The organism is Pseudomonas sp. XP1 (genome assembly GCF_053557675.1).
On record NZ_JBNRIJ010000023.1, the window covers coordinates 51,104 to 73,792 of the forward strand.

The 22,689-nt window shown below is 63.7% G+C and carries 22 protein-coding genes; 8 read left to right on the top strand and 14 right to left on the bottom strand.

All coding sequences use genetic code 11. The annotated features are described in order from the left end of the window. The 10 genes from pdxJ to rpoE form a co-directional block, all read right to left on the bottom strand. Window positions 1-680 (bottom strand): pyridoxine 5'-phosphate synthase (gene pdxJ, locus ACK1U9_RS18525; protein WP_449110085.1); only part of this gene is annotated, 680 nt, incomplete at its 3' end. Between the two features lie 61 nt (window positions 681-741). Then, entirely contained in the window at window positions 742-1,425 is a 684-nt protein-coding gene (gene recO, locus ACK1U9_RS18530) for a DNA repair protein RecO (RefSeq protein WP_108481306.1), read from the bottom strand. Window positions 1,426-1,595: 170 nt separating this feature from the next. Beyond that, complete coding sequence (era, locus tag ACK1U9_RS18535) at window positions 1,596-2,498, bottom strand: GTPase Era (RefSeq protein ID WP_015271595.1); 903 nt, start codon at window positions 2,496-2,498, stop codon at window positions 1,596-1,598. Beyond that, a complete protein-coding gene (gene rnc / locus ACK1U9_RS18540) occupies window positions 2,491-3,180 on the bottom strand; it encodes a ribonuclease III (RefSeq protein ID WP_003258487.1) in 690 nt (229 codons plus the stop codon). Before rnc ends, era begins: the two co-directional genes overlap by 8 nt. Before the next feature lie 161 nt (window positions 3,181-3,341). After that, complete coding sequence (lepB, locus tag ACK1U9_RS18545) at window positions 3,342-4,196, bottom strand: signal peptidase I (protein ID WP_046614787.1); 855 nt, start codon at window positions 4,194-4,196, stop codon at window positions 3,342-3,344. Window positions 4,197-4,201: 5 nt separating this feature from the next. Then, a complete protein-coding gene (lepA, locus tag ACK1U9_RS18550; RefSeq protein WP_025340425.1) occupies window positions 4,202-6,001 on the bottom strand; it encodes a translation elongation factor 4 in 1,800 nt (599 codons plus the stop codon). Window positions 6,002-6,182: 181 nt separating this feature from the next. After that, complete coding sequence (locus ACK1U9_RS18555; RefSeq protein ID WP_371916247.1) at window positions 6,183-7,583, bottom strand: DegQ family serine endoprotease; 1,401 nt, start codon at window positions 7,581-7,583, stop codon at window positions 6,183-6,185. A 222-nt stretch (window positions 7,584-7,805) separates the two neighbouring features. Beyond that, window positions 7,806-8,768, bottom strand: coding sequence for a MucB/RseB C-terminal domain-containing protein (locus ACK1U9_RS18560; protein ID WP_046614789.1), 963 nt, complete (start codon window positions 8,766-8,768; stop codon window positions 7,806-7,808). Between the two features lie 12 nt (window positions 8,769-8,780). Next, the gene (locus tag ACK1U9_RS18565) at window positions 8,781-9,371 is read right to left on the bottom strand and encodes a sigma-E factor negative regulatory protein (RefSeq protein ID WP_013973999.1); all 591 of its coding nucleotides are present in this window, start codon (window positions 9,369-9,371) and stop codon (window positions 8,781-8,783) included. 31 nt (window positions 9,372-9,402) lie between these two features. Further along, on the bottom strand, window positions 9,403-9,984 hold the full coding sequence (gene rpoE, locus ACK1U9_RS18570) for an RNA polymerase sigma factor RpoE (RefSeq protein ID WP_003252049.1): 582 nt from the start codon (window positions 9,982-9,984) through the stop codon (window positions 9,403-9,405). Window positions 9,985-10,417: 433 nt separating this feature from the next. Here rpoE and nadB point away from each other — a divergent pair, with 433 nt between their 5' ends. After that, window positions 10,418-12,022 (top strand): L-aspartate oxidase, encoded by a 1,605-nt coding sequence (nadB, locus tag ACK1U9_RS18575; protein ID WP_085601584.1) that lies wholly within the window; start codon window positions 10,418-10,420, stop codon window positions 12,020-12,022. Window positions 12,023-12,140: 118 nt separating this feature from the next. On the opposite strand, the gene ACK1U9_RS18580 is transcribed toward nadB, so the two are convergent. After that, on the bottom strand, window positions 12,141-12,599 hold the full coding sequence (locus ACK1U9_RS18580; RefSeq protein ID WP_085601585.1) for a protein YgfX: 459 nt from the start codon (window positions 12,597-12,599) through the stop codon (window positions 12,141-12,143). Then, entirely contained in the window at window positions 12,583-12,837 is a 255-nt protein-coding gene (locus tag ACK1U9_RS18585) for an FAD assembly factor SdhE (RefSeq protein WP_003252043.1), read from the bottom strand. The genes ACK1U9_RS18580 and ACK1U9_RS18585 overlap by 17 nt, the downstream gene beginning before the upstream one ends. Before the next feature lie 133 nt (window positions 12,838-12,970). On the opposite strand from ACK1U9_RS18585, the gene ygfZ reads away from it, so the two are divergent. Continuing rightward, window positions 12,971-13,912, top strand: a complete 942-nt coding sequence (gene ygfZ / locus ACK1U9_RS18590; protein WP_046614792.1) for a CAF17-like 4Fe-4S cluster assembly/insertion protein YgfZ — start codon at window positions 12,971-12,973, stop codon at window positions 13,910-13,912. Window positions 13,913-13,967: 55 nt separating this feature from the next. Continuing rightward, on the top strand, window positions 13,968-14,774 hold the full coding sequence (locus tag ACK1U9_RS18595) for an HDOD domain-containing protein (RefSeq protein ID WP_015271603.1): 807 nt from the start codon (window positions 13,968-13,970) through the stop codon (window positions 14,772-14,774). 127 nt (window positions 14,775-14,901) lie between these two features. On the opposite strand, the gene ACK1U9_RS18600 is transcribed toward ACK1U9_RS18595, so the two are convergent. Beyond that, window positions 14,902-16,281 (bottom strand): sensor histidine kinase, encoded by a 1,380-nt coding sequence (locus tag ACK1U9_RS18600; protein ID WP_025340432.1) that lies wholly within the window; start codon window positions 16,279-16,281, stop codon window positions 14,902-14,904. Then, entirely contained in the window at window positions 16,274-16,945 is a 672-nt protein-coding gene (locus ACK1U9_RS18605; RefSeq protein ID WP_046614793.1) for a response regulator, read from the bottom strand. The genes ACK1U9_RS18600 and ACK1U9_RS18605 overlap by 8 nt, the downstream gene beginning before the upstream one ends. Window positions 16,946-17,144: 199 nt before the next feature. Between ACK1U9_RS18605 and ACK1U9_RS18610 the strand changes: the two genes are divergently transcribed. The 5 genes from ACK1U9_RS18610 to ACK1U9_RS18630 all read left to right on the top strand — a co-directional run bounded on the left by ACK1U9_RS18610 (window position 17,145) and on the right by ACK1U9_RS18630 (window position 22,599). Continuing rightward, window positions 17,145-18,434, top strand: a complete 1,290-nt coding sequence (locus ACK1U9_RS18610; protein WP_108481304.1) for an OprD family porin — start codon at window positions 17,145-17,147, stop codon at window positions 18,432-18,434. A 46-nt stretch (window positions 18,435-18,480) separates the two neighbouring features. Next, complete coding sequence (locus tag ACK1U9_RS18615) at window positions 18,481-19,461, top strand: Bug family tripartite tricarboxylate transporter substrate binding protein (protein ID WP_108481303.1); 981 nt, start codon at window positions 18,481-18,483, stop codon at window positions 19,459-19,461. Window positions 19,462-19,598: 137 nt separating this feature from the next. After that, entirely contained in the window at window positions 19,599-20,057 is a 459-nt protein-coding gene (locus ACK1U9_RS18620) for a tripartite tricarboxylate transporter TctB family protein (protein ID WP_046614795.1), read from the top strand. Window positions 20,058-20,060: 3 nt separating this feature from the next. Further along, on the top strand, window positions 20,061-21,575 hold the full coding sequence (locus tag ACK1U9_RS18625) for a tripartite tricarboxylate transporter permease (protein WP_046614796.1): 1,515 nt from the start codon (window positions 20,061-20,063) through the stop codon (window positions 21,573-21,575). Next, window positions 21,568-22,599, top strand: a complete 1,032-nt coding sequence (locus tag ACK1U9_RS18630; RefSeq protein WP_046614797.1) for an AbrB family transcriptional regulator — start codon at window positions 21,568-21,570, stop codon at window positions 22,597-22,599. The genes ACK1U9_RS18625 and ACK1U9_RS18630 overlap by 8 nt, the downstream gene beginning before the upstream one ends. Window positions 22,600-22,689: the final 90 nt, after the last annotated feature.

The window sequence follows — 22,689 nt, forward strand, 5'->3', positions numbered from 1 at the left end:
GCGGCCTTGAAGCCGACGAACAGCGCATGCGCCACCAGCGCATGGCCGATGTTCAGCTCATTGATGCCTTTGATTGCCGCCACCGCCTCAACGTTGTGGTAATGCAGCCCGTGGCCGGCATTGACGATCAGCCCCTGCCCCACGCCAAACGCCACGCCATCGACGATACGCTTGAGTTCCTCGGCCACTTCGGTCGGGGTTTCGGCATCGGCGTAACGCCCGGTGTGCAGCTCGATGGCAGGCGCGCCAACGCGACGCGATGCCTCGATCTGCCGCTCGTCGGCATCGATGAACAGCGACACTTCAGCACCGGTACGCGAAAGGCGCTCAACCGCAGCCTTGATCCGTGCTTCCTGGCCCGCCACGTCCAGGCCGCCTTCGGTGGTCAGTTCCTGACGTGTTTCGGGTACCAGGCAGATATGCGCCGGGCGGATCCTCTCGGCAAAGGCCATCATCTCTTCGGTGACGCCCATCTCGAAGTTCATGCGGGTCTGCAGTACATCCTTGAGCAGAACCACGTCACGCTCCTGGATGTGCCGGCGGTCTTCACGCAGGTGCACGGTAATACCATCGGCGCCTGCTTCCTCGGCATCCAGGGCAGCCTTGACCGGATCAGGGTAACGCGTGCCCCGGGCCTGGCGCAGGGTCGCCACGTGGTCGATGTTTACGCCGAGAAGCATGCGGTTGCTGTGAGTCACGAAAGGCTCTCCTGAAGATTGAGCCCCACAGCATACGTCGTGATCAGCGCTTGCGAAACAGTTCCCGGCTGACCAGCGGTTTTGCCCCCAGATGAACCGCCAATGCCTGGCGCATCAGGCGCTTGGCAGCGAGCAAGGCACCTGGGGCATCCCAGTCGGCTTCGGCCAGGGCCGCCAGTTCACTGCCGCGGAACAGCCCAGGTTGCACCAGCTCGACCCGCTCCAGGCCGGCATCCACTCGCAAGCGGTACAGGCCATCGGCCGCGATCGGCTGGTCATTGACGTCGTGGTGCAACGAAAACGCATAACCGAGCTCGTCCAACAGCCGCCATTCGAAGGAGCGCAGCAGCGGCTCCAGCGGGCGACCGGCGGCCAAGGCTTGCAAGGTCAGGGTGTAGTGTTCGAACAGCGCCGGAAAAGGCGCTTCGGCTGGCAGCAGGCGCATGAGCAGTTCGTTGAGGTACAACCCGCTGAACAGGGCATCGCCATGCAGCCAGGCGGCGATGCCGGCACTGTCCATGCGACCGACATTCTTCAGCTCGCCACGCCCACGCAGTTCCAGCTCCAGCGGCACGAACGGCCGCACCAGGCTGCCACCCTTGCCACGCGCACGGCGCAGCACGGCGCGCATGCGCCCTTGCGGGGTGAAGAAGTCCACCAGCGCACTGGTTTCTTTGTAGGCACGGCTGTGCAGCACGTAGGCTGGCTGGCCGACAGGTTGTTCCATGGAAAATACGTGCCCCAGGGGTTGCACTGGCCCTTGTAGGAGCGGCCTTGTGTCGCGATAGGGCTGCGCAGCAGCCCCAGCAATTTATGCTGCGAAGCTGAAAATCCGGGGCCGCTTTGCGGCCCTGTCGCGACACAAGGCCGCTCCTGCAGAGACCGGCCGTGCGAGGCTTAGAGGTCGCCGTAGCCCAGCGAACGCAGGGCGCGCTCGTCATCGGACCAGCCGCCTTTCACCTTGACCCACAGATTGAGCATGACCTTGGAGTCGAACAGCACCTCCATGTCCTTGCGCGCCTCGGAGCCGATGCGCTTGATGCGCTCGCCCTTGTCGCCAATGATGATCTTTTTCTGGCCGTCGCGCTCGACCAGGATCAGCGCATGGATGTGCAGCACATGGCCCTGCTGCTTGAATTCTTCGATTTCCACGGTGATCTGGTACGGCAATTCCGCACCCAGCTGGCGCATGATCTTCTCGCGCACCAGTTCGGCAGCCAGGAAGCGGCTGCTGCGGTCGGTGATCTGGTCTTCGGGAAAGAAGTGTTCGTTCTCGGGCAGGTGCTTGGCGATCTGTGCTTCCAGCGCCTGCAGGTTGTGCCCCTGCTGCGCGGAAATAGGCATCACTTCGGCGTTCGGCAACTGTTCCTGCAGCCATTGCAGGTGCGGGATCAATTCGGCCTTCTCTTCCATGCGGTCGGTCTTGTTGACCGCGATGATCAGTGGGCCTGTCACGTACTGCACGCGCTCCAGCACCAGTTGGTCCTCGTCGGTCCATTTGGTGCGGTCGACCACGAAGATCACCACGTCGACGTCCTTCAGGGCCGCCGAAGCATTGCGGTTCATGTAGCGGTTCAAGGCCTTGTCGTTGGCCTTGTGCATACCGGGGGTATCGACGTAGATCGCCTGCACGTCACCCTCGGTCTTGATGCCGAGCATGTTGTGGCGGGTGGTCTGCGGCTTGCGAGAGGTGATCGCCAGCTTCTGGCCGAGGATGTGGTTGAGCAGGGTCGACTTGCCCACGTTCGGGCGGCCGACAATGGCCACGTAGCCGCAGCGGGTCGGGTTGCTATCAGTCATTGCCATTCTCCACGCCCAAGGCGATCAGTGCAGACGCGGCGGCGACTTGCTCGGCAATACGCCGGCTAACGCCCTGGCCACGGCTCTTGTTGTTCAGCAGCACTACTTCGCATTCGACGAAGAAGGTCCGGCAGTGCGGTTCGCCCTGGATATCTACCACTTCGTAACGCGGCAGCTCACAGCTGCGCGACTGCAGGAACTCCTGCAGGCGGGTTTTCGGGTCCTTGTTGGTATCGACCAGGGTCAGGCCTTCGAACTCATCGGCCAGCCAGGCCAGCACGCGCTCCCGGGCCGTTTCCATGTCGGCGTCCAGGTAGATGGCGCCAATCAGCGCCTCCAGGGCGTCGGCCAGGATCGACTCGCGGCGGAAGCCACCGCTCTTGAGCTCACCCGAACCCAGGCGCAGGTGATCGCCCAGATCGAAACCACGGGCCAGGCGGGCCAGGGTCTCACCCTTGACCAGGCGCGCGCGCAAGCGCGACAGCTGGCCTTCGCGGGCCTGCGGGAAGCGCTCGAACAGCGCTTCGCCGGCGACGAAGTTGAGAATGGCATCACCGAGAAACTCCAGGCGCTCATTGTTGCGCCCGGCGTAACTGCGATGGGTCAGTGCCAGGAGCATCTGGTCCTGGTTCTTGAAGGTATAACCGAGCTTTCGCTCCAGACGGGCAAGGGGAGCACTCATGCAGCCACCCGTTCGTTGTTCAACGCGTTGTTCAAATCAACATCCTGAAAGACTGTTTGGCTGTGGCCCGCCGCGATGTGCGGCGAATCTCCCGATCCCTGAGAACACAGCCTATGTCAGAAATGCATTCGGCGCTGCCTGCTGGCCAGCGCCGATGGGTATCAATGGATCAGACCGACCCGCGACAGGTTGGGCAGGTGGCTGAGCTTGGGCTCTGGCCAGCTCATCCACACCGCGAAGGCCTTGCCGACGATGTTCCGGTCCGGAACCATGCCGTGCAGTTCCTTCGGGATGTTAGGGTCATCCCAGTAACGGCTGTCGTTGGAGTTGTCGCGGTTGTCGCCCATCATGAAGTAATGACCCGCCGGCACGGTCCACTGCTGGTCCGGCGGCATGCGGTAACGGCTCATTTCCTTGCGGATCAGGTGTTCGGCTTCGCCGAGCTTTTCCTTGTACAGCTGGGCGCTGCCCAGAGTGCCCGGCTCGGTGCCCACCAATTGTTCTGCAATCGGCTGGCCGTTGACGAACAACCGCTTGTCGCTGGTGTAGCGCACCACATCGCCTGGCAGGCCGACCACACGCTTGATGTAGTTGACGTTCGGGTCGCTCGGGTAGCGGAACACCATCACATCACCGCGTTGCGGGTCACCCACCTCGATGACCTTCTTGTCGATCACCGGCAGGCGAATACCGTACGAGAACTTGTTCACAAGGATGAAGTCGCCCACTTCCAGGGTCGGCTTCATCGACCCCGAAGGGATCTGGAACGGCTCGACCAGAAACGAACGCAGCACCAGCACGATGAACAGTACCGGGAAGAACGACTTGCCATACTCGACCAGCAACGGTTCCTTGCCCAGGCGCTCGACCACCGCCATCTCGGGCTGGCTGACGCTGCCCTGGTAGTTGGCGATTGCCGCACGCCGGCGCGGGGCCAGGAACAGCAGGTCGATCAAGCCCAGCAGGCCGCAGACGAAGACGGCGATGACTAGCAACAGCGGGAAATTTAGCGACATAGGACCTAGCTATCCAACCTGAGCACGGCGAGGAAGGCTTCCTGTGGAATCTCCACGTTGCCCACCTGTTTCATGCGTTTCTTACCGGCCTTCTGCTTCTCCAGCAGTTTCTTCTTACGGCTGACGTCACCACCGTAGCACTTGGCCAGTACGTTCTTTCTGAGCGCCTTGACGGTTGTCCGCGCGATGATCTGGCCGCCGATAGCTGCCTGGATCGCCACGTCGAACATCTGCCGAGGGATCAGTTCCTTCATCTTCTCGGTCAACGCACGGCCTTTGTAGGCCGCGTTGTCGCGGTGCACGATCAATGCCAAGGCATCGACCTTGTCGCCGTTGATCAGTACATCCAGCTTGACCAGGTTGGCCGACTGGTAGCGATCGAAATGATAGTCCAGCGAAGCATAGCCGCGGCTGGTGGACTTGAGGCGGTCGAAGAAGTCCAGCACCACTTCGTTCATCGGCAGGTCGTAGCGCACCTGCACCTGGCTGCCGAGGAACTGCATGTCGCGCTGCACGCCACGCTTCTCGATGCACAGGGTGATGACGTTGCCCAGATGTTCCTGCGGCACCAGGATGGTGGCGGTGACGATCGGCTCGCGGAAGTCGGCGACCGCCGAGACATCTGGCAGCTTCGACGGGTTGTCGACGGTGATGGTCTCGCCGGTTTTCAGTTCCAGCTCGTAGATCACGCTTGGCGCCGTAGTGATCAGGTCCAGGTCGTATTCGCGTTCCAGGCGCTCCTGGATGATCTCCATGTGCAGCATGCCGAGGAAGCCGCAACGGAAGCCGAAGCCCAGGGCGTCGGAGCTTTCCGGCATGTATTGCAGCGACGAGTCGTTCAGGGTCAGCTTCTGCAGCGCATCGCGGAAGTCCTCGAAGTCGTCGGAGCTGACCGGGAACAGTCCGGCGTAGACCTGCGGCTGGATTTTCTTGAAGCCTGGCAGCACTTCGACCTCAGGGGTCGAGGACAGGGTCAGGGTGTCACCGACCGGGGCACCGTGGATGTCCTTGATGCTGGCGATGATGAAGCCCACTTCGCCGGCCTTCAGGTCGGCGGTCTGGGTGTGTTTCGGGGTGAACACGCCCACGCTGTCGACCAGGTGCACCTTGCCGGTGGACTTGACCAGGATCTTGTCGCCTTTCTTGACGCGGCCGTGGCGCACGCGCACCAGCGAGACCACGCCCAGGTAGTTGTCGAACCAGGAGTCGATGATCAGCGCTTGCAGCGGCGCCTCGATATCGCCTTCCGGCGCGGGGATGGTCTGTACCAGGCGCTCGAGAACCTCGTCGACGCCCATGCCGCTCTTGGCACTGCAGGCCACGGCGTCGGTGGCATCGATGCCGATGATCTTCTCGATCTCGTCCTTGACGCGATCCGGATCGGCCTGGGGCAGGTCCATCTTGTTCAGTACCGGCATGACCTCAAGGCCCTGCTCGATGGCGGTGTAGCAGTTGGCAACGGACTGGGCCTCGACGCCCTGGCCGGCATCCACCACCAGCAGCGCACCTTCACAAGCCGCCAGCGAACGCGAAACTTCGTAGGTGAAGTCGACATGGCCGGGGGTATCGATGAAGTTCAGCTGGTAGACCTTGCCGTCCTGCGCCTTGTAATTGAGCGTGACGCTGTGGGCCTTGATGGTGATACCGCGCTCACGCTCCAGGTCCATGGAATCGAGCACCTGGGCTTCCATCTCGCGTGCCGACAGGCCACCGCACATCTGGATGAAACGGTCGGCCAGCGTCGACTTGCCATGGTCGATGTGGGCGATGATGGAGAAATTGCGGATATGACTCAAATCACTCACGGGTCAACACTCGAAAAGGCTGCGAGCCGGACGCCCGCCGAAAAATAGCCGGGAATTGTACCTTAAGCTGCCGGGATATGGGAGATTCCTCTATCGGGCTGTACATAGCATTCACCCCCGCAATTGTGAACTTTCATGAAAAAGGGCAGCCGAAGCTGCCCTTTTCTCCTTGCCAGACCGCTTATTCAGCCAGCTTGAAGGTAATGAAGCTGGCACGGCCCTGACGCAGCACGCGCATCGACACCGAACGGTTCTTCGGCAGTTCCTTGGCGATTTCGGTGAATTCCTTCGCCGAACCGATGGCCTGGTTGTTCAGGTGGCTGATCACGTCACCCGGGCGCAGGCCGATCATCGCGGCCGGGCCATCCTGGACTTCCTTGATGACCACGCCGCCCTTGAGCTCCAGGGCTTTTTTCTGCTCGGCGGTCAGGTCGGCCACCGAAACGCCCAGGCGGTTGCTGCTGCGCTCGGCGCTGCCTTCGGCGGCGGTACCGATGTCGGCATCGTCGTCCGGCAGTGCACCAACACTGATATCGAGGTTCTGGCGCTTGCCGTTGCGGATGATCTCCAGCTTGGCCTTTTCGCCGTCCTTGAGGCTGCCGACCAGATGCGGCAGGTCGGCCGACATGACGATCGGCTGGCCGTTCATGCTCAGGATCACGTCACCCACCTGCAGGCCGCCCTTGGCTGCCGGGCCGTTTTCCAGCACCTGGGCCACAAGGGCACCGGCCGGCTTGTCCAGGCCGAACGATTCAGCCAGGTCCTTGTTGACTTCCTGGATCACCACGCCCAGCCAGCCGCGGCTGACCTTGCCGTCTTTTTTCAATTGATTGGAGACATCGATCGCCACATCGATCGGGATGGCGAACGACAGGCCCATGAAACCGCCGGAACGGGTGAAGATCTGCGAGTTGATACCCACCACTTCGCCGTTCATGTTGAACAGCGGGCCGCCCGAGTTGCCCGGGTTGATGGCCACGTCCGTCTGGATGAACGGTACGTAGGTATCGTTGGGCAAGGTACGGCCCTTGGCGCTGACGATACCTTTGGTCACCGAATGGTCGAAGCCGAACGGCGAACCGATGGCCAGCACCCACTCGCCCACCTTGAGCTTCTCGGAATCACCCAGTTTGACGGTCGGCAAGTTCTTGCCCTCGACCTTGAGCAGGGCCACATCGGTGCGCGGGTCGGTGCCGACCAGCTTGGCCTGCAGCTCGCTGCGGTCCGACAGGCGGACGATGATCTCGTCGGCATCGGCTACCACGTGGTTGTTGGTCAGTACGTAGCCATCGCTGGAAATGATGAAGCCCGAACCCAACGACTGGGCCTCGCGTTGGCGGTCGCCACGCGGCGAGCGAGGCTGCTGCGGCATGTTGCGCTCGAAGAACTCGCGGAACATCGGCGGCAGGCCTTCCAGGTCGGGCATCTGCCCGGCAGCCATGCGGCGGTCAGGCAGTTTCTGCTTGGTACTGATGTTGACCACTGCGGGTGAGGCCTGCTCGACCAGGGTAGTGAAGTCCGGCAGGGCTTCCTCGGCCTGTGCGCTGAGCACCTGGCCGAGCATCAGCACGGCGGCGAACATCGATAGGTAGGATTTCAAGCGTGGTATTGACATACGGCTCCCGTCACAACGAGCGGTAGTTTAGAAAGGCCCCTGCACAAAGCAGGAAAGGCCAGGCTCCAAGAAGCCTGACCTATAGAAAATTTGCCGATGGATTGCAAATGACAATGCTTTAATTTCATTTCAGAGGCATGTCCGCACGCCTTGGCATAACCCACACGCCAGGCCCGCAAATGCGCGCCATCACTGGCGCGCCTGGCCATCCTGGGGGCGCATCGACAGCGCCACACGCTCTGCGGTACCCAGCGGAATCTCGCCGACCACAGTGACCATCACCTTGCCCTTGGGCGTGTTCAACCGACGCGAAACAGCCGAAGTCGGGCCAAGCTGGGTGCGCATGTCGGTCCCGCCCTCATCCTTTACCGACTCGAGAAACACCGAGAAGCGCGCCAGGCCATCGTCGTACATCAGGCTGCTGACCGTGCTGTCGTTCTTGGGGTCGCGGCGGACCGAGCTGTTGACCAGTTCGAAACCAGGCGGCAGCCAGTCCGAACGCCAGCCGGCGACCGTGTCATTGGCGGCAGCGACCACATGCGGCACCGGCTTGCACGCAGCGCTGGCGCGCAGGTCGTCGTCGCTGGGTGCGTCAGTATCGAGACGGGTCATCTGGAAGCGCTCCAGCAACTGCCCCTTGTCATTGATCATCAACGAGCGCAGCGGCAGCCCGGTAGTACGGTCCAGGTGCAATTCGAAGGCATAGCGGTGCTGATCGCGCGGGCTGAGCGTCACTATCACGGCATCGCGCCCGGCGACCCGCGACTTGCCCGCAACGCTCAAGTCATACCAGCCCATGAGTTTCAGCGGATCCAGCACACGCTGCGCGGTGTCCGGGGGCGTCGCAACACCACTGGCCAAGGCCCCGCTGACGCACTCTACCTTGCCGTCCACGCGCACGATCTCCTGGGCGGCGCCATCGAGTTGCAACAGCCGCTCGCTGACTTTGCCGTCGTCGACCCTGTGCCAGATCTCGTGGGAAGAGAAACTGCCGTTGCGTTCGTAGACAAAAGAGCCTTGGTAGCTCTGCTTTTGCTCGGCCTGTGCCAGCTTGCTCAGCCACTCGCTCGCCTCGGGCGAGGAATTGGCCGCCAACGCTGGCACCGTCATGCAGCTGCCAATCAGCAGCGACAGGAGAGGTAGCGCGCGCATGATCCTCCTTACTTAACGGTTTTCCAGGCTGGCGGCGCGGGCATACGGCAATGCGGTTTCAGTGCCCTTGAGCGCAGATTCCTGGGCATGCTGGCGCAGGTAACCTGGCAGACGCTGGTCCCAGCCGGCCTGGTTCTGCAGTACGCCGTTGGCCATCGGCCCGGTCGGTTGCTCACTGCTCTCACTATAGCCTGCCAAAACGGCCGGGCCTTGTGCTTGTGGCACACTCAGACCCTGCTGGGCAGGTTGCTGGGCAGCAAGCTCGGCGCCAGTGATCTCGTCCTGGTTGTACATGCGTACACCAGCCAGCACTGCCACGGTGACCGAAGCAGCTACCGCCAGGCGGCCAATGCTGCGCCATGGCCCTTTCTTGGCCTTGGCCGGCACGGCTTCGTCAGCCAGCGCTGCAGACACCGCCGAGGCGATATCCAGGTTGGGCAGCAGCAGCTCCTTGTGCATCGCTGCGCGGGCAACCTGGTAACGCGACCAGGTGGCACGGGTTTCAGCATCGTCTACGGCGTTCAAAACACGACGCAGTTCAAGCTCGTCCGCTTCGTTATCCATCACCGCGGACAGCGATTCCTGCAAAGCTTCACGACTCATGGCGGTTCCTCTCTTGGCTGTCGCCGCTGTCTCAGGTTTCCTGCAACAAAGGTTGCAGGGCTTTGTCTATTGCCTCCCGAGCGCGGAAGATTCGAGAGCGCACGGTACCCACCGGACACTGCATGACACTGGCAATGTCTTCGTAACTCAGCCCATCGAACTCGCGCAGGGTCAGTGCCGTGCGCAGGTCTTCGGGCAGTTGCTGGATGGTGCGATGGACAGTGCCTTCGATTTCATCCCGCAACAACGAGCGCTCTGGGGACTCGAGATCCTTGAGACCATGATCGCCGTCGTAAAACTCCGCATCCTCGGAGCTCACATCACTGTCTGGCGGCCGTCTTCCACGGGACACCAGGTAGTTCTTCGCCGTGTTGATGGCGATGCGGTACAGCCACGTATAGAACGCACTGTCTCCGCGGAAATTGCCAAGCGCACGGTAGGCCTTGATGAAGGCTTCCTGTGCTACATCCTGGGCCTCGTGGGTGTCGTGAACGAACCGCACGATCAACCCGAGAATCTTGTGCTGATACTTCAGCACCAACAGATCGAACGCTCGCCTGTCACCGCGCTGAACGCGCTCGACAAGCTGCTGATCCTCTTCCTGGGTTAGCATGAACACTCCTCAGTGAACTCGAAGGAGCGTTGCATCAGCCATCGTTCAGGCTTGCAACCATAGACTCGGGCTTTGCGCAAAAGTTCTCCCCTCCAAGCAAGTTTCCTGCAGCCCTTGGTCGGCTTGCACGGAAGACGCGGCACGGACACGGCCGGCTACGTCGATAATCAGGTTTCGAGTACGCAGGGACAGCCCGGACAGGCCTGCCGCCCTGCGTCGCCGCGGCAGTTGTGGCGCGTGGGCAGCCTTCATAGGATTTCCCGCCATGTCGGAAAGTTCCCACAAAGGTTGCAGCGACCAGGCAGGTGGCATGGAAATTGGCCACCCGGGGCTGCTATAAAGGCAACCCGGCCGGTTTCAACGATAGTTTCACAATGCCATCGGCGCGTGACTATTGTGCCGCGCCCCTTCCAAAGAATACTAGTGTCCCGACATGAGCCAACAATTCCAACATGATGTCCTGGTGATCGGCAGCGGTGCCGCCGGTCTCAGCCTGGCACTGAACCTCCCCAGCCACCTGCGAGTCGCCGTGCTCAGCAAGGGCGACCTGGCCAACGGCTCGACCTTCTGGGCCCAGGGCGGTGTCGCGGCAGTGCTGGACAATACCGACACCGTGCAGTCGCATGTCGAGGACACCCTCAATGCCGGCGGCGGCCTGTGCCATGAAGACGCCGTGCGCTTCACCGTCGAGCACAGCCGCGAAGCCATCGAGTGGCTTATCGAGCAAGGCGTGCCCTTTACCCGTGACGAGCACTACAGCGTCGACGACGGTGGCTTCGAGTTCCACCTGACCCGCGAAGGCGGCCATAGTCACCGGCGTATCATCCACGCTGCCGATGCCACCGGCGCAGCCATCTTCACCACGCTGCTGGAGCAGGCCCGCCTGCGCCCGAACATCCAGTTGCTGGAGCAGCGCGTGGCAGTCGACCTGATTACCGAACGTCGCCTCGGTCTGCCCGGCGAGCGCTGCCTGGGTGCCTATGTGCTCGACCGCAACACCGGCGAGGTTGACACCTTCGGTGCGCGTTTCACCGTGCTGGCCACTGGCGGTGCGGCCAAGGTCTACCTGTATACCAGCAACCCCGATGGTGCCTGCGGCGACGGCATCGCCATGGCCTGGCGGGCCGGCTGCCGGGTGGCGAACCTGGAGTTCAACCAGTTTCACCCGACTTGCCTGTACCACCCGCAGGCCAAGAGTTTCCTGATCACCGAAGCCCTGCGCGGCGAAGGTGCCCTGCTGCGCCTGCCCAATGGCGAGCGTTTCATGCCACGCTTCGACCCCCGCGAAGAACTGGCCCCGCGCGACATCGTGGCCCGCGCCATCGACCACGAGATGAAGCGCCTGGGCGTGGACTGCGTGTACCTGGACATCACCCACAAGCCGGTCGACTTCATCAAGAGCCACTTCCCGACCGTGTACGAGCGCTGCCTGGCCTTCGGTATCGACATCACCCGTCAGCCGATCCCGGTGGTACCGGCCGCGCACTACACCTGCGGCGGGGTGATGGTCGACGACCGCGGCCACACCGACGTACCGGGCCTGTACGCCATAGGCGAAACCAGTTTCACCGGCCTGCATGGCGCCAACCGCATGGCCAGCAACTCGCTGCTGGAATGCTTCGTCTATGGCCGTGCCGCCGCGGCCGACATCCAGGCGCACCTGGATGAAGTGGTCATGCCCAAGACCCTGCCCGGCTGGGACGCCAGCCAGGTCACCGACTCGGACGAGGACGTGATCATTGCGCACAACTGGGACGAACTGCGGCGCTTCATGTGGGACTACGTCGGCATCGTGCGCACCAGCAAGCGCCTGCAGCGAGCGCAGCACCGCATTCGCCTGCTGCTGGATGAAATCGACGAGTTCTACAGCAACTACAAGGTCAGCCGCGACCTGATCGAATTGCGCAACCTGGCGCAGGTGGCCGAGCTGATGATCCTGTCGGCCATGCAGCGCAAGGAAAGCCGCGGGCTGCATTACACCCTGGATTACCCGGGGATGCTGGACGAGGCCAAGGACACCATTCTCAGCCCGATCTGAAATCGGTGTCGCGGCCTTCGCGGGCGCGCCCGCTCCCACAGGAATCCCACTGCCTTGCAGGCTTGCGCAGTACCTGTGGGAGCGGGCAGGCCCGCGAAGAAGCCAACTCGGTATGGTTTTATGCCCGGCTCACCCCTGCCCACCTGCGCCGGCTGAACTTCAACCGCACCCGCAAGCGCCGGTGCTCATCAGCCCCCAGCGCATCCAGTGGCACGCATTGGCTCTCCCCCAACCAGCGCCCCGCCCGCACAAAGCGCAACACCACCAGCCCAGGCAACGCCAAGCTATCCCGGCACAAGCGCACCGGCTGCCAGCCACGGGCACGGCTGAACACCTGCCAACCACGCACATCACGGCGCAGGCCGACAACGGCATGCTCATGCGTCAGCAGAATACGTCGGGGAATGGCCCAGCCAGCGTGGGCAATACAGGCGGCAACAACAGCAAAGGCTGACCACCAGGGGAGCGGGCTCGCCCATGCGGCGAACCACGCCAGTACCTGGCACACCAGGTAGACCGCCAGCAGCAGGCGCGAGCCTTGCCAGCGGCACTCGAAGCATTCACTTGGGCTGGACACGGTCCAGGATGATGCGGACCATGCGCTGCAACTCCGGGTCTTCGGACTCGGTGCGCTCCATGAACCAGCCGAACATGTCCTGATCCTCGCAGCTCAACAGACGCACGTAGAGTTCGCGGTCGGTCTCGTTGAGCGTGGGGTAGACTTCCTGGGTGAAAGGCACCAGCAGTACGTCCAGTTCCAGCATGCCGCGGCGGCTGTGCCAGAAAAGCCGGTTGAGTTCAGTTTGTTCGACCATGGGGCCCTCCTCGAATGGCCCGCCAGTATACAGCCAGGCGAGCGAAGCGACACCGGGCGTTGGTCTAGTCACCTACCTATTTTGTTACCAGCGTTCTATGATGGCCGCCAGTCTTTAGCCACCGCGATGACCCATGGCCGATTCCGCTTTCTTCTGCCCCCTGTCCCACGAGGGCATCCTCGCTGTCCGCGGCTCCGATGCAGGCAAGTTTCTGCAAGGCCAGCTGACCTGCAACATCAACTACCTCAGCCTGGAGCACGCCAGCCTCGGCGCCCGCTGCATGGTCAAGGGGCGCATGCAATCGAGTTTCCGCATCCTGCCCGAAGGCAACGGCTACCTGCTGGCCATGGCCAGCGAGCTGCTCGACGCCCAGCTGGCCGACCTCAAGAAGTACGCCGTGTTCTCCAAGGCGACGCTGACCGATGAAAGCGCTGCCTGGGCACGCTTCGGCCTGCAAGGCGGCGACTCGGCGCTGCAGGCCCTGGGCCTTGATGTGCCCGCGGCAGCCGGCAGCACCGTGCGTCACGACGGATTGATTGCCATCGCCGTGTCCACCGGCCGCGTCGAACTGTGGGTACCTGCGGACAACGCCGACAGCGTTCGCCTGGCGCTGGCCGCCGCGCTGCCAGAAGGCAGCCTCGACGACTGGCTGCTGGGGCAGATTCGCGCCGGGATCGGCCAGGTCATGGGGCCGACCCGCGAGCTGTTCATCCCGCAGATGATCAACCTGCAGGCCGTCGACGGCGTCAGCTTCAAGAAGGGCTGCTACACCGGTCAGGAAATCGTTGCCCGCATGCAGTACCTGGGCAAGCTCAAGCGCCGCCAGTACCGCCTGGCACTGGACCAGCAGGCCATTCCGGCCCCGGGTGCCGAGATTTTCTCGCCCACCCATGCTTCGTCGGTCGGTGAAGTGGTCATTGCTGCCAGCAACGGCACAGGCTGCGAACTGCTGGCCGTGCTCAGCGCCGAAGCGGTGGAAGACGACAACCTGCACCTGGGCAGCCTCGAAGGCCCGCGCCTGCAGGTGCTGACCCTGCCCTACGAACTGGACCGCGACCGGGAAATCCAGCGCTGACCAGCCTGCCCCGCCCACATGGCGGGGCCGCACCACCACTGCGGTAGACACGCCCATGAACAAGCTGGCCGAGATGGTTCAAGCACAGTTGCTCGATGCCATCGAAAAGGATGACCTGGTCCTGCCGACCCTGCCCGAGGTTGCCTTGAGCATCCGCGAGGCGGCGGAAGACAGTGAGATCAGCGTGGCGGCCCTGAGCAAGGTGATCGGTCGCGATGCGGCCCTTTCAGCGCGCCTGATCAAGGTCGTCAACAGCCCGCTGCTGCGCGCGGCGGTCGAGGTCACCGATTTGCACACCGCCATCACGCGGCTGGGCATCAACTACAGCTGCAACCTGGCCATTGGCCTGGTAATCGAGCAGATTTTCCACGCTCGTGCGCCGGCGGTGGAACAGAAGTTACGGGATATCTGGGCCAACAGCCTGGATGTGGCGGGCATCAGCTACGAAATCTGCCGGCGTTTTACGCAGCTCAAGCCCGACCAGGCTACCCTCGGTGGGCTGGTCAACCAGATTGGTGCACTACCGGTGCTGATCTATGCCGAAGAGCACAACGAACTGTTGTCCGACCCGGTGTGCCTGCACTATGTGATCGAGCAGATCCAGCCGGTGCTGGGTGACAAGATCCTCAAGGCCTGGGAGTTTCCGGAGCAACTGGTCAACCTGCCGAGCCAGGTGCAGGACCTGGACCGGCAGACAGACAAGATCGACTACATCGACATCGTGCAGATCGCCCGCTGCATCAGCCAGCGCGGGCGCCACCGGCCGCTGGCGGCACTACCGGCATACCGCCACTTGGGCCTGCCGTACGGCACCGAGCTGGAAGTGGGTGAACTGATCGAGGCGCGGAGCATGTTGCGCTGACCGGTGTCAGCCTGTGCCGGCCTCTTCGCGGGTAAACCCGCTCCCACAGGTATAGCGTAGCCTTCTGCAGCGGCGCGGTCCCTGTGGGAGCGGGTTCACCCGCGAAAGGGCCGGTACAGGCATCACATCAATCCGCGATAAAACTCACCCTCACCCGCAACCCGCCCTTCGCACCGTCATGCAGGCTCACCTGTGCCAGGTGCGCCCGGCAGATCTCGCCGACAATCGCCAAGCCAAGCCCACTGCCCTGCGCACTTCGCCGGTAGAAGCGCTCGAACACCCGCTCACGCTCGGCCTCGGGAATCCCCGGCCCGTCGTCCTCCACCTCAAGCACCGCCGGCGCCAACACTCGCAAGATCACGTTGCCGCCAGCCGGCGTATGCGCCAAGGCATTGTCCACCAGGTTGCTCAACAGCTCGTTGAGCAGCGTCGGCTCGCCCTTCAGCCACACCGGCGCCTCGGCCTCCAGGGCCAGCGCTACCCCGCGCTTGTGCGCCAGCGGTGCCATGGCCATGCCCAGTTCACGAGCCAACTGGCTCAGATCCAGGCGCTGCGCACCGCCTTCGGCAATCGCCCGCGCACCGTTCTCGACCCGCGCCAGCGACAGCAGCTGGTTGGCCAGGTGGGTCAGCCGATCAGTGCCCTGGGCCGCCGACTCCAGCGTCTGCCGCCACTCCTGCGGCTCGGCCGAACGCAGGCCCAGCTCGACCCGCGCCTTCAGCGCTGCCAGTGGCGTGCGCAACTCGTGGGCGGCGTCGGCGATGAACTGCGCCTGGCGCTCGAACTGGCCGCGCAAACGCTCGGTGAAATGGTTCAGAGCCCGCACCAGCGGGCCCAGCTCACGCTGCACCTGGACCACCGGCAAGGCCCGCAGGTCGTCCGGTTGGCGCTCTTCCACCGCCGTGCGCAGGCGCTCCAGCGGCCGCAACGCGGCACTCACGGCAAACCACACCATCACCAGCGCGCCCAGCGCCAGCATCCCCAGGCGCAACAGGGTATCGGCCATCAAGCCTCGGGCCATGCGCACCCGCGCTTCCTCGGTCTCGGCCACGCGGATTTCCGCCATGCCGTTCATGTTCGGCTCGCTCACTGGCTTCAGCAGGCTGACCACGCGCACGTCCTGGCCCAGGTATGTGGCGTTGTAGAACCGCGCCAGCGCCGGGTAATCGTCGGTACGCGGCGTGCCCGGCGGCGGCGCTGGCAGGTTCTCGTAGCCGGAAATCAGCCGTTGCTGGATGTCCAGCACCTGGTAGTAGATGCGCCCGGCACTGTCGTAGGCGAAGGTGTCCAGGGCCACGTAGGGCACATCCGCGCTCAACGAACCGTCACGCTGGGACAGGCCTGCGGCAATGGTCCTTGCGGAGGCAAGCAGGGTTCGGTCGTAGGCGGTATCGGCGGCCTCGCGGCCGTTCCAATAAGCGCTCAGGCCACTGGCCAGCATCAACACCACCAGCAGCAAGGCCAGGTTGCCGAGCAAGCGCCCGCGCAGGCTGCCGTTGTCACGCATCGCGGTGCTCAAGCAGGTAGCCCAGGCCACGGAAGGTGACGATGGCCACCGGGTGGCCGTCGAGCTTCTTGCGCAGGCGGTGGATGTAGATTTCGATGGCGTCGGGGCTGGCTTCTTCGTCCAGGCCGAACACCTGGGCGGCCAGTTGCTCCTTGCTCATCACCCGGCCCGGGCGGGCGATCAGCGCTTCCAGTACGCTCTGTTCGCGCGAGGTCAGGGTCAGGTTTTCGCCACCCAGGGTGAAGCGCCGGATGTCCAGGTCGTACACCAGCGGCCCGCAGCGTTGCTGACGCTCGCCACCGAGCACGCTGCGCCGCAGCAGGGCCTTGACCCGTGCTTCCAGTTCGGTCAGCTCGAACGGCTTGGCCAGGTAGTCGTCGGCGCCCAGGTTCAGGCCGTGGACCCGGTCCTTGACGTCGCTGCGCGCGGTCAGCATCAGCACCGGCAGGGTCTTGCCACGGCTGCGCAGGCGCGCCAGCACCTCGAAGCCATCCATGCGCGGCAAGCCGACATCCAGCACCGCCACGGCGTATTCCTCGCTGGCCAGGGCCAGGTCGGCGGCCACGCCGTCATGCAGCACATCCACGGTCAGGCCATGGCTTTTCAAGGCCTGGGCCACGCTTTCGGCCAGTTGCAGGTGGTCTTCGACCAACAGCACACGCATCGGATTCTCCCTGCTCGGGTGGGACGGTGGCGCGGAGTGTACCGCTGTCGGCAGGCCTGTGAAGCCCTGTCGACAAACCTTTCACGCTGAAAGGTTAGCGAAAGGTTGGTTACCTAGCATCGCACCACGGTCGCCCTTCGCGCCGAAAAAAGCACCAGCAAGGTGCAACGAATAAGAACAATAAACGGAGCCATCAGTGATGCTGTCATCGCAGCCGCAGGCCTTCGCGCCTACCCGTTCCTTTGCCGCACGCCCCTCCGCCATCGCCAGCGCCCTTGCGCTTGCCGGTGTCGCCCCGATGAGCCAGGCCGCCTTCTTCGAAGACAGCACGGCCACCTTCGAAACCCGCAACATGTACTTCAACCGCGATTTCCGCGACGGCACCAGTGCGCAGCAATCCAAGCGCGACGAGTGGGCCCAGGGCTTCATGCTCAACTTCGAGTCTGGCTACACCGATGGCACCGTGGGCTTCGGCCTGGATGCGCTGGGCATGCTCGGCATCAAGCTCGACTCCAGCCCCGACCGCACCGACACCGGCCTGCTGCCGACCCACGATGACGGCAAGGCCGCCGACGAGTACTCCAAGCTCGGCCTGACCGGCAAGGTAAAGGTGTCGCAGACCGAACTGAAGATCGGCACGCTGATCCCCGAACTGCCGACCCTGCAACCCAACGATGGGCGCATCCTGCCGCAAACCTTCGAAGGTGGCCTGCTCACCTCGAAGGAGGTCAAGGGCCTGACCTTCACCGGCGGCCGACTGGAAAAGGCCAAGGACCGCAACGACACAAACTGGGAAGACCTGGCCCTGAACAACAAGAACGGCCGCTTCGGTGGCTCGTTCAGCGCCGACAACCTGGACCTGGCCGGCCTCGACTACCAGTTCACCGATCGCATCACCGGCAGCTACCACTTTGCCCAGCTCGACGATATCTACCGCCAGCACTTCATCGGCATGGTCGCCACCCAGCCATGGGGCCCGGGCACCTTCGGCGCCGACCTGCGCCTGGCGGTGAGTGACGACGCCGGCGCCGCCAAGGCCGGCAACATCGACAACACCACCGTCAACGGCATGCTCAGCTACGCCCTGGGCGGGCACAAGGTCAGCGCCGCCTGGCAGCAGCTGTCAGGCGACAGCGCCTTCCCGTACGTCGATGGTGCCGACCCCTACCTGGTCAACTTCGTCCAGATCAACGACTTCGCCGGCGCCGACGAGCGCTCCTGGCAGGCGCGCTACGACTACAACTTCGCCGCACTCGGCCTGCCCGGCCTGACCTTCATGACCCGCTACATCAGCGGCGACAACGTCAGCCGCGCGGCCGGTGGCGAGGGCAAGGAGTGGGAACGCAACACCGAACTGAAGTACGTGGTACAAAGCGGCCCGTTGAAGAACGTCGCCGTGCGCCTGCGCAACGCTACCTTCCGCTCCAACTTCGCCCGCGACGCGGACGAAGTGCGGCTGCTGGTTAGCTACAGCGTGGCGCTGTGGTAACCCCATAGCGATAACTTGATTACAACAACGCTCACGGAGATAGACGATGACCTTTTCACTGCGCCGCCTCGTCCTCGCTACCGGCTGCCTGCTGTTGGCCGGCAACGCCCTCGCTGCCGAACCGAAACGCCCCGAATGCATTGCCCCCGCCTCGCCCGGCGGCGGCTTCGACCTGACCTGCAAGCTGGTGCAAAGCGCCCTGGTGCAGGAAAAGATCCTCACCAAGCCGATGCGCGTCACCTACATGCCCGGCGGTGTCGGTGCGGTGGCCTACAACGCCGTGGTCGCCCAGCGCCCGGCCGATGCCGGCACCCTGGTGGCCTGGTCCAGCGGCTCGCTGCTGAACCTGGCCCAGGGCAAGTTCGGCCGCTTCGACGAGAACGCGGTGAAATGGCTGGCCGCCGTCGGCACCAGCTACGGCGCCATCGCAGTGAAAAGCGACTCGCCGTACAAGACCCTCGACGACCTGGTAGCGGCGTTGAAGAAAGACCCGAGCAAGGTAGTGATCGGCTCCGGCGGTACCGTCGGCAGCCAGGACTGGATGCAGACCGCCCTGATCGCCAAGGCCGCCGGCATCAACCCGCGTGACCTGCGCTACGTAGCCCTGGAAGGCGGCGGCGAAATCGCCACTGCGTTGCTGGGCGGGCATATCCAGGTAGGCTCGACCGACATCTCCGACTCGATGCCGCACATTCAGAGCGGCAACATGCGCATCCTCGCGGTGTTCTCGGAAAACCGCCTGGACGAGCCCGAAATGAAAGACATCCCCACCGCCAAGGAACAGGGCTACGACATCGTCTGGCCGGTGGTACGCGGTTTCTACCTGGGGCCAAAGGTGAGCGACGAGGACTACGCCTGGTGGAAACAGTCATTCGACAAGATGCTGGCCTCGGAAGACTTCACCAAGCTGCGTGACCAGCGCGAACTGTTCCCCTTCGCCATGACCGGTGCAGAGCTGGACGGCTATGTGAAGAAGCAAGTGGCTGACTACAAGGCACTGGCCAGGGAGTTTGGCCTGATCCAGTAAGCCGCCACCGCCCTTTCACCGACCCTGTGGGAGCGGGCGCGCCCGCGAAGAAGACACCGCGGTGCCTGGCACCGGCGTTGCCGGTGTTCGCGGTCATGCCCGCTCCCACAAGGTCCGTGCTCAATGAGGACTCTCTGATGATCCTGCAACGCATCTTCGCCCTGGCCCTGCTGGCGGTGTGCGCCGCCCTGGCCGTGATGGCCTGGCCTTACCAGGCGGCGTTTTCCTATGAACCGGTGGGCCCGCGCGCCTACCCGCTGCTGATGCTCGGCCTGCTGGGCCTGGGCCTGCTGTACCTGGTGTTCCGCCCCACACCCATCGTGCGCAAGGACGACGAGCCGGAACTGGACCGCGAAACCCTGATCAAGATCACCGCCTGCGTCGGCCTGCTGATCGTTTTCGCCAGCACCTTCGAAGCCCTGGGCTTCATCCTCAGCGCCATCCTGGTCGGCGTGCCCATGGCCCGCCTGTATGGTGGCCGCTGGCTGCACAGTGCCATCGTGGTAGTGGGCATGAGCCTGTTCCTCTACTGGCTGTTCGACCGTGTGATGGACGTGCCCCTGCCCCTTGGCCTGCTGAGCGTACTGGAGAACTGACACATGGATACCTTGAGCTACCTGGGCCAGGGCTTCGGCGTCGCCCTGTCCCCCTACAACCTGGTCACCGCCCTCACCGGTACGCTGATCGGTACCGTGGTCGGCCTGCTGCCGGGCCTGGGCCCGATCAACGGCGTGGCATTGCTGATTCCCATCGCCTTCGCCCTCGGCCTGCCGCCGGAGTCGGCGCTGATCCTGCTGGCGGCGGTATACCTGGGCTGCGAGTACGGTGGGCGCATCAGTTCGATCCTGCTGAACATCCCCGGCGAAGCCTCGACCGTGATGACCACTCTCGATGGCTACCCGATGGCCCGCAATGGGCTGGCTGGCGTAGCGCTGTCGCTGTCGGCCTGGAGTTCGTTCATCGGTGCGCTGATCGCCACCTGCGGCATGGTGCTGTTCGCCCCGCTGCTGGCGAAATGGGCAATCGCCTTCGGCCCGGCGGAGTACTTCGTGCTGATGGTGTTCGCCATCGTCGCCCTCGGCGGCATGGCCGGCGACAAGCCGTTGAAAACCTTCATTGCCGCACTGATCGGCCTGTTCCTGTCGGCGGTCGGCATCGATGCCAACAGTGGCGTGTACCGCTTCACCGGCGACAGCGTGCACCTGGCCGACGGCATCCAGTTCGTGGTGCTGGTGCTGGGCCTGTTCTCCATCAGCGAAATCCTCCTGCTGCTGGAAAAGACCCACCATGGCCACCAGGCAGTCAAGGCCACCGGGCGCATGCTGTTCAACTTCAAGGAAGCGGCCTCGGTATTTGTGGTCAACATCCGCTGCGGCCTGCTGGGCTTCATCATGGGTGTGCTGCCTGGCGCCGGTGCAACACTGGCCAGCGCCGTGGCCTACATGACCGAAAAACGCCTGGCAGGTGACAAGGGCAAGTTCGGCAAGGGCGACGCCCGTGGCCTGGCCGCCCCGGAAACCGCTATCGGCGCCTCCTGCTGTGGCGCCCTGGTACCGATGCTGACCCTGGGTGTACCCGGCTCGGGCACCACTGCGGTGATGATCGGCGCACTGACCTTGTACAACATCACCCCAGGCCCACTGCTGTTCGAACAGCAGCCAGACATCGTCTGGGGGCTGATCGCCTCGCTGTTCATCGCCAACATCATGCTGGTAATCCTGAACATCCCGATGATCCGCATCTTCACCCGCATCCTCGCCGTGCCGAACTGGGCGCTGGTGCCGGTGATCGCCATTATCACGGGGATCGGGGTGTACGCCGTGCATGCCACCACCTTCGACCTGTTCCTGATGGTCGGCATCGGCATCATGGGCTATATCCTGCGCAAGCTGGACTTCCCGCTGTCGCCGATCCTGCTCGGCTTCATCCTCGGTGGGCTGATGGAACAGAACCTGCGCAGGGCGCTGTCGATCTCCAACGGCGAACTGGGCATCCTCTGGTCGAGCCCGATCAGCATGTCGGTATGGGTACTGACCATTTGCATGCTGACCCTGCCGCTGCTGCGCATCTGGCGCAAACGCAGCCAGCAGCGCCGGGCGATGGCCGATGCCTGATCGCTCGTTGCCGTTATTTGTCGCGACCGGGCTGGTCGGCCTCGCTGGCGGTTTTGCCGCCAGCAAGGTCGGCTGGCCTTTGCCGTGGATGGTCGGCTCGCTGCTGGCGATCATCCTGGTACGCTGCCTGACACCCTGGCAGCTGCCGGAAATCCCCAATGGCCGTAAATGCGGGCAGTGGATCATCGGCATCGGTATCGGCCTGCACTTCACCCCGGCGGTGATCGAGCAGGTGGCCAGCCATTTCGCACTGATCTTCTTCGGCGCCCTGTTCACCACCCTGTCCAGCGTGATCAGCGTATGGCTGTTGCGACGCAGCGGTGAAGACCGTGCCACGGCGTTCTTTGCCAGCATGCCGGGCGGTTCGGGGGAGATGGTCAACCTTGGCGCGCGCAATGGCGCGGCGCTCAGCCAGGTGGCGGCGGCGCAGAGCCTGCGCGTACTGGCGGTGGTACTGTGCGTGCCGGCGCTGTTCAAGTTCCTGCTGGGTGACGGGGTGCCGCTGAATCACACCGGCACTGTGAGCTGGGGCTGGCTGGCGCTGATTGCGCCGCTGGGCGTTGCCGTCGCCCTGCTCTGGCAGCGCTTGCGCCAGCCCAACCCATGGCTGTTCGGGCCATTGCTGGTGGCAGCCACCGTGAGCCTGGCGGGCAACCTGCAGATAACCCTGCCCAATGGCGCCAGCCAGATCGGCCAGTGGTTGATCGGCAGTGGCCTGGCCTGCCACTTCAACCGCGCGTTCTTTCGCCGCGCACCGTCTTTTCTGGGACTTACCCTGGTGGCCACGGCATTGTGCATGGCGATTGCCGGCAGCGCCGCTTGGGTATTGAGCGTGATGAGCGCGCTGGACCTGCGTTCGCTGACGTTGGGGATGATGCCGGGCGGAATTGCCGAGATGAGCCTGACGGCAGAGACACTGCAGTTGTCGGTGCCGCTGGTGACGGCGCTGCAGGTGATGCGCTTGTTGTTCGTGCTGTTTCTGGCAGAGCCGTTGTTCCGGGTGTGGAACACCAACTCGGAATAATCGCGTCGCCTGCTTCGCGGGCTTGCCCGCTCCCACAGGTACTGCATCGCCCTCAAGGCAGGCGCTATCCCTGTGGGAGCGGGCAAGCCC

Coding starts and splice junctions, on each gene's coding strand:
- recO (WP_108481306.1), bottom strand. CDS start 1,425: ATGGAACAACCTGTCGGCCAGCCAGCCTACGTGCTGCACAGCCGTGCC.
- era (WP_015271595.1), bottom strand. CDS start 2,498: ATGACTGATAGCAACCCGACCCGCTGCGGCTACGTGGCCATTGTCGGC.
- rnc (WP_003258487.1), bottom strand. CDS start 3,180: ATGAGTGCTCCCCTTGCCCGTCTGGAGCGAAAGCTCGGTTATACCTTC.
- lepB (WP_046614787.1), bottom strand. CDS start 4,196: ATGTCGCTAAATTTCCCGCTGTTGCTAGTCATCGCCGTCTTCGTCTGC.
- ACK1U9_RS18555 (WP_371916247.1), bottom strand. CDS start 7,583: ATGTTCGCCGCCGTGCTGATGCTCGGCCAGGTGCTCAGCGCACAGGCC.
- ACK1U9_RS18560 (WP_046614789.1), bottom strand. CDS start 8,768: ATGCGCGCGCTACCTCTCCTGTCGCTGCTGATTGGCAGCTGCATGACG.
- ACK1U9_RS18565 (WP_013973999.1), bottom strand. CDS start 9,371: ATGAGTCGTGAAGCTTTGCAGGAATCGCTGTCCGCGGTGATGGATAAC.
- rpoE (WP_003252049.1), bottom strand. CDS start 9,984: ATGCTAACCCAGGAAGAGGATCAGCAGCTTGTCGAGCGCGTTCAGCGC.
- nadB (WP_085601584.1), top strand. CDS start 10,418: ATGAGCCAACAATTCCAACATGATGTCCTGGTGATCGGCAGCGGTGCC.
- ACK1U9_RS18585 (WP_003252043.1), bottom strand. CDS start 12,837: ATGGTCGAACAAACTGAACTCAACCGGCTTTTCTGGCACAGCCGCCGC.
- ygfZ (WP_046614792.1), top strand. CDS start 12,971: ATGGCCGATTCCGCTTTCTTCTGCCCCCTGTCCCACGAGGGCATCCTC.
- ACK1U9_RS18595 (WP_015271603.1), top strand. CDS start 13,968: ATGAACAAGCTGGCCGAGATGGTTCAAGCACAGTTGCTCGATGCCATC.
- ACK1U9_RS18600 (WP_025340432.1), bottom strand. CDS start 16,281: ATGCGTGACAACGGCAGCCTGCGCGGGCGCTTGCTCGGCAACCTGGCC.
- ACK1U9_RS18605 (WP_046614793.1), bottom strand. CDS start 16,945: ATGCGTGTGCTGTTGGTCGAAGACCACCTGCAACTGGCCGAAAGCGTG.
- ACK1U9_RS18610 (WP_108481304.1), top strand. CDS start 17,145: ATGCTGTCATCGCAGCCGCAGGCCTTCGCGCCTACCCGTTCCTTTGCC.
- ACK1U9_RS18615 (WP_108481303.1), top strand. CDS start 18,481: ATGACCTTTTCACTGCGCCGCCTCGTCCTCGCTACCGGCTGCCTGCTG.
- ACK1U9_RS18620 (WP_046614795.1), top strand. CDS start 19,599: ATGATCCTGCAACGCATCTTCGCCCTGGCCCTGCTGGCGGTGTGCGCC.
- ACK1U9_RS18625 (WP_046614796.1), top strand. CDS start 20,061: ATGGATACCTTGAGCTACCTGGGCCAGGGCTTCGGCGTCGCCCTGTCC.
- ACK1U9_RS18630 (WP_046614797.1), top strand. CDS start 21,568: ATGCCTGATCGCTCGTTGCCGTTATTTGTCGCGACCGGGCTGGTCGGC.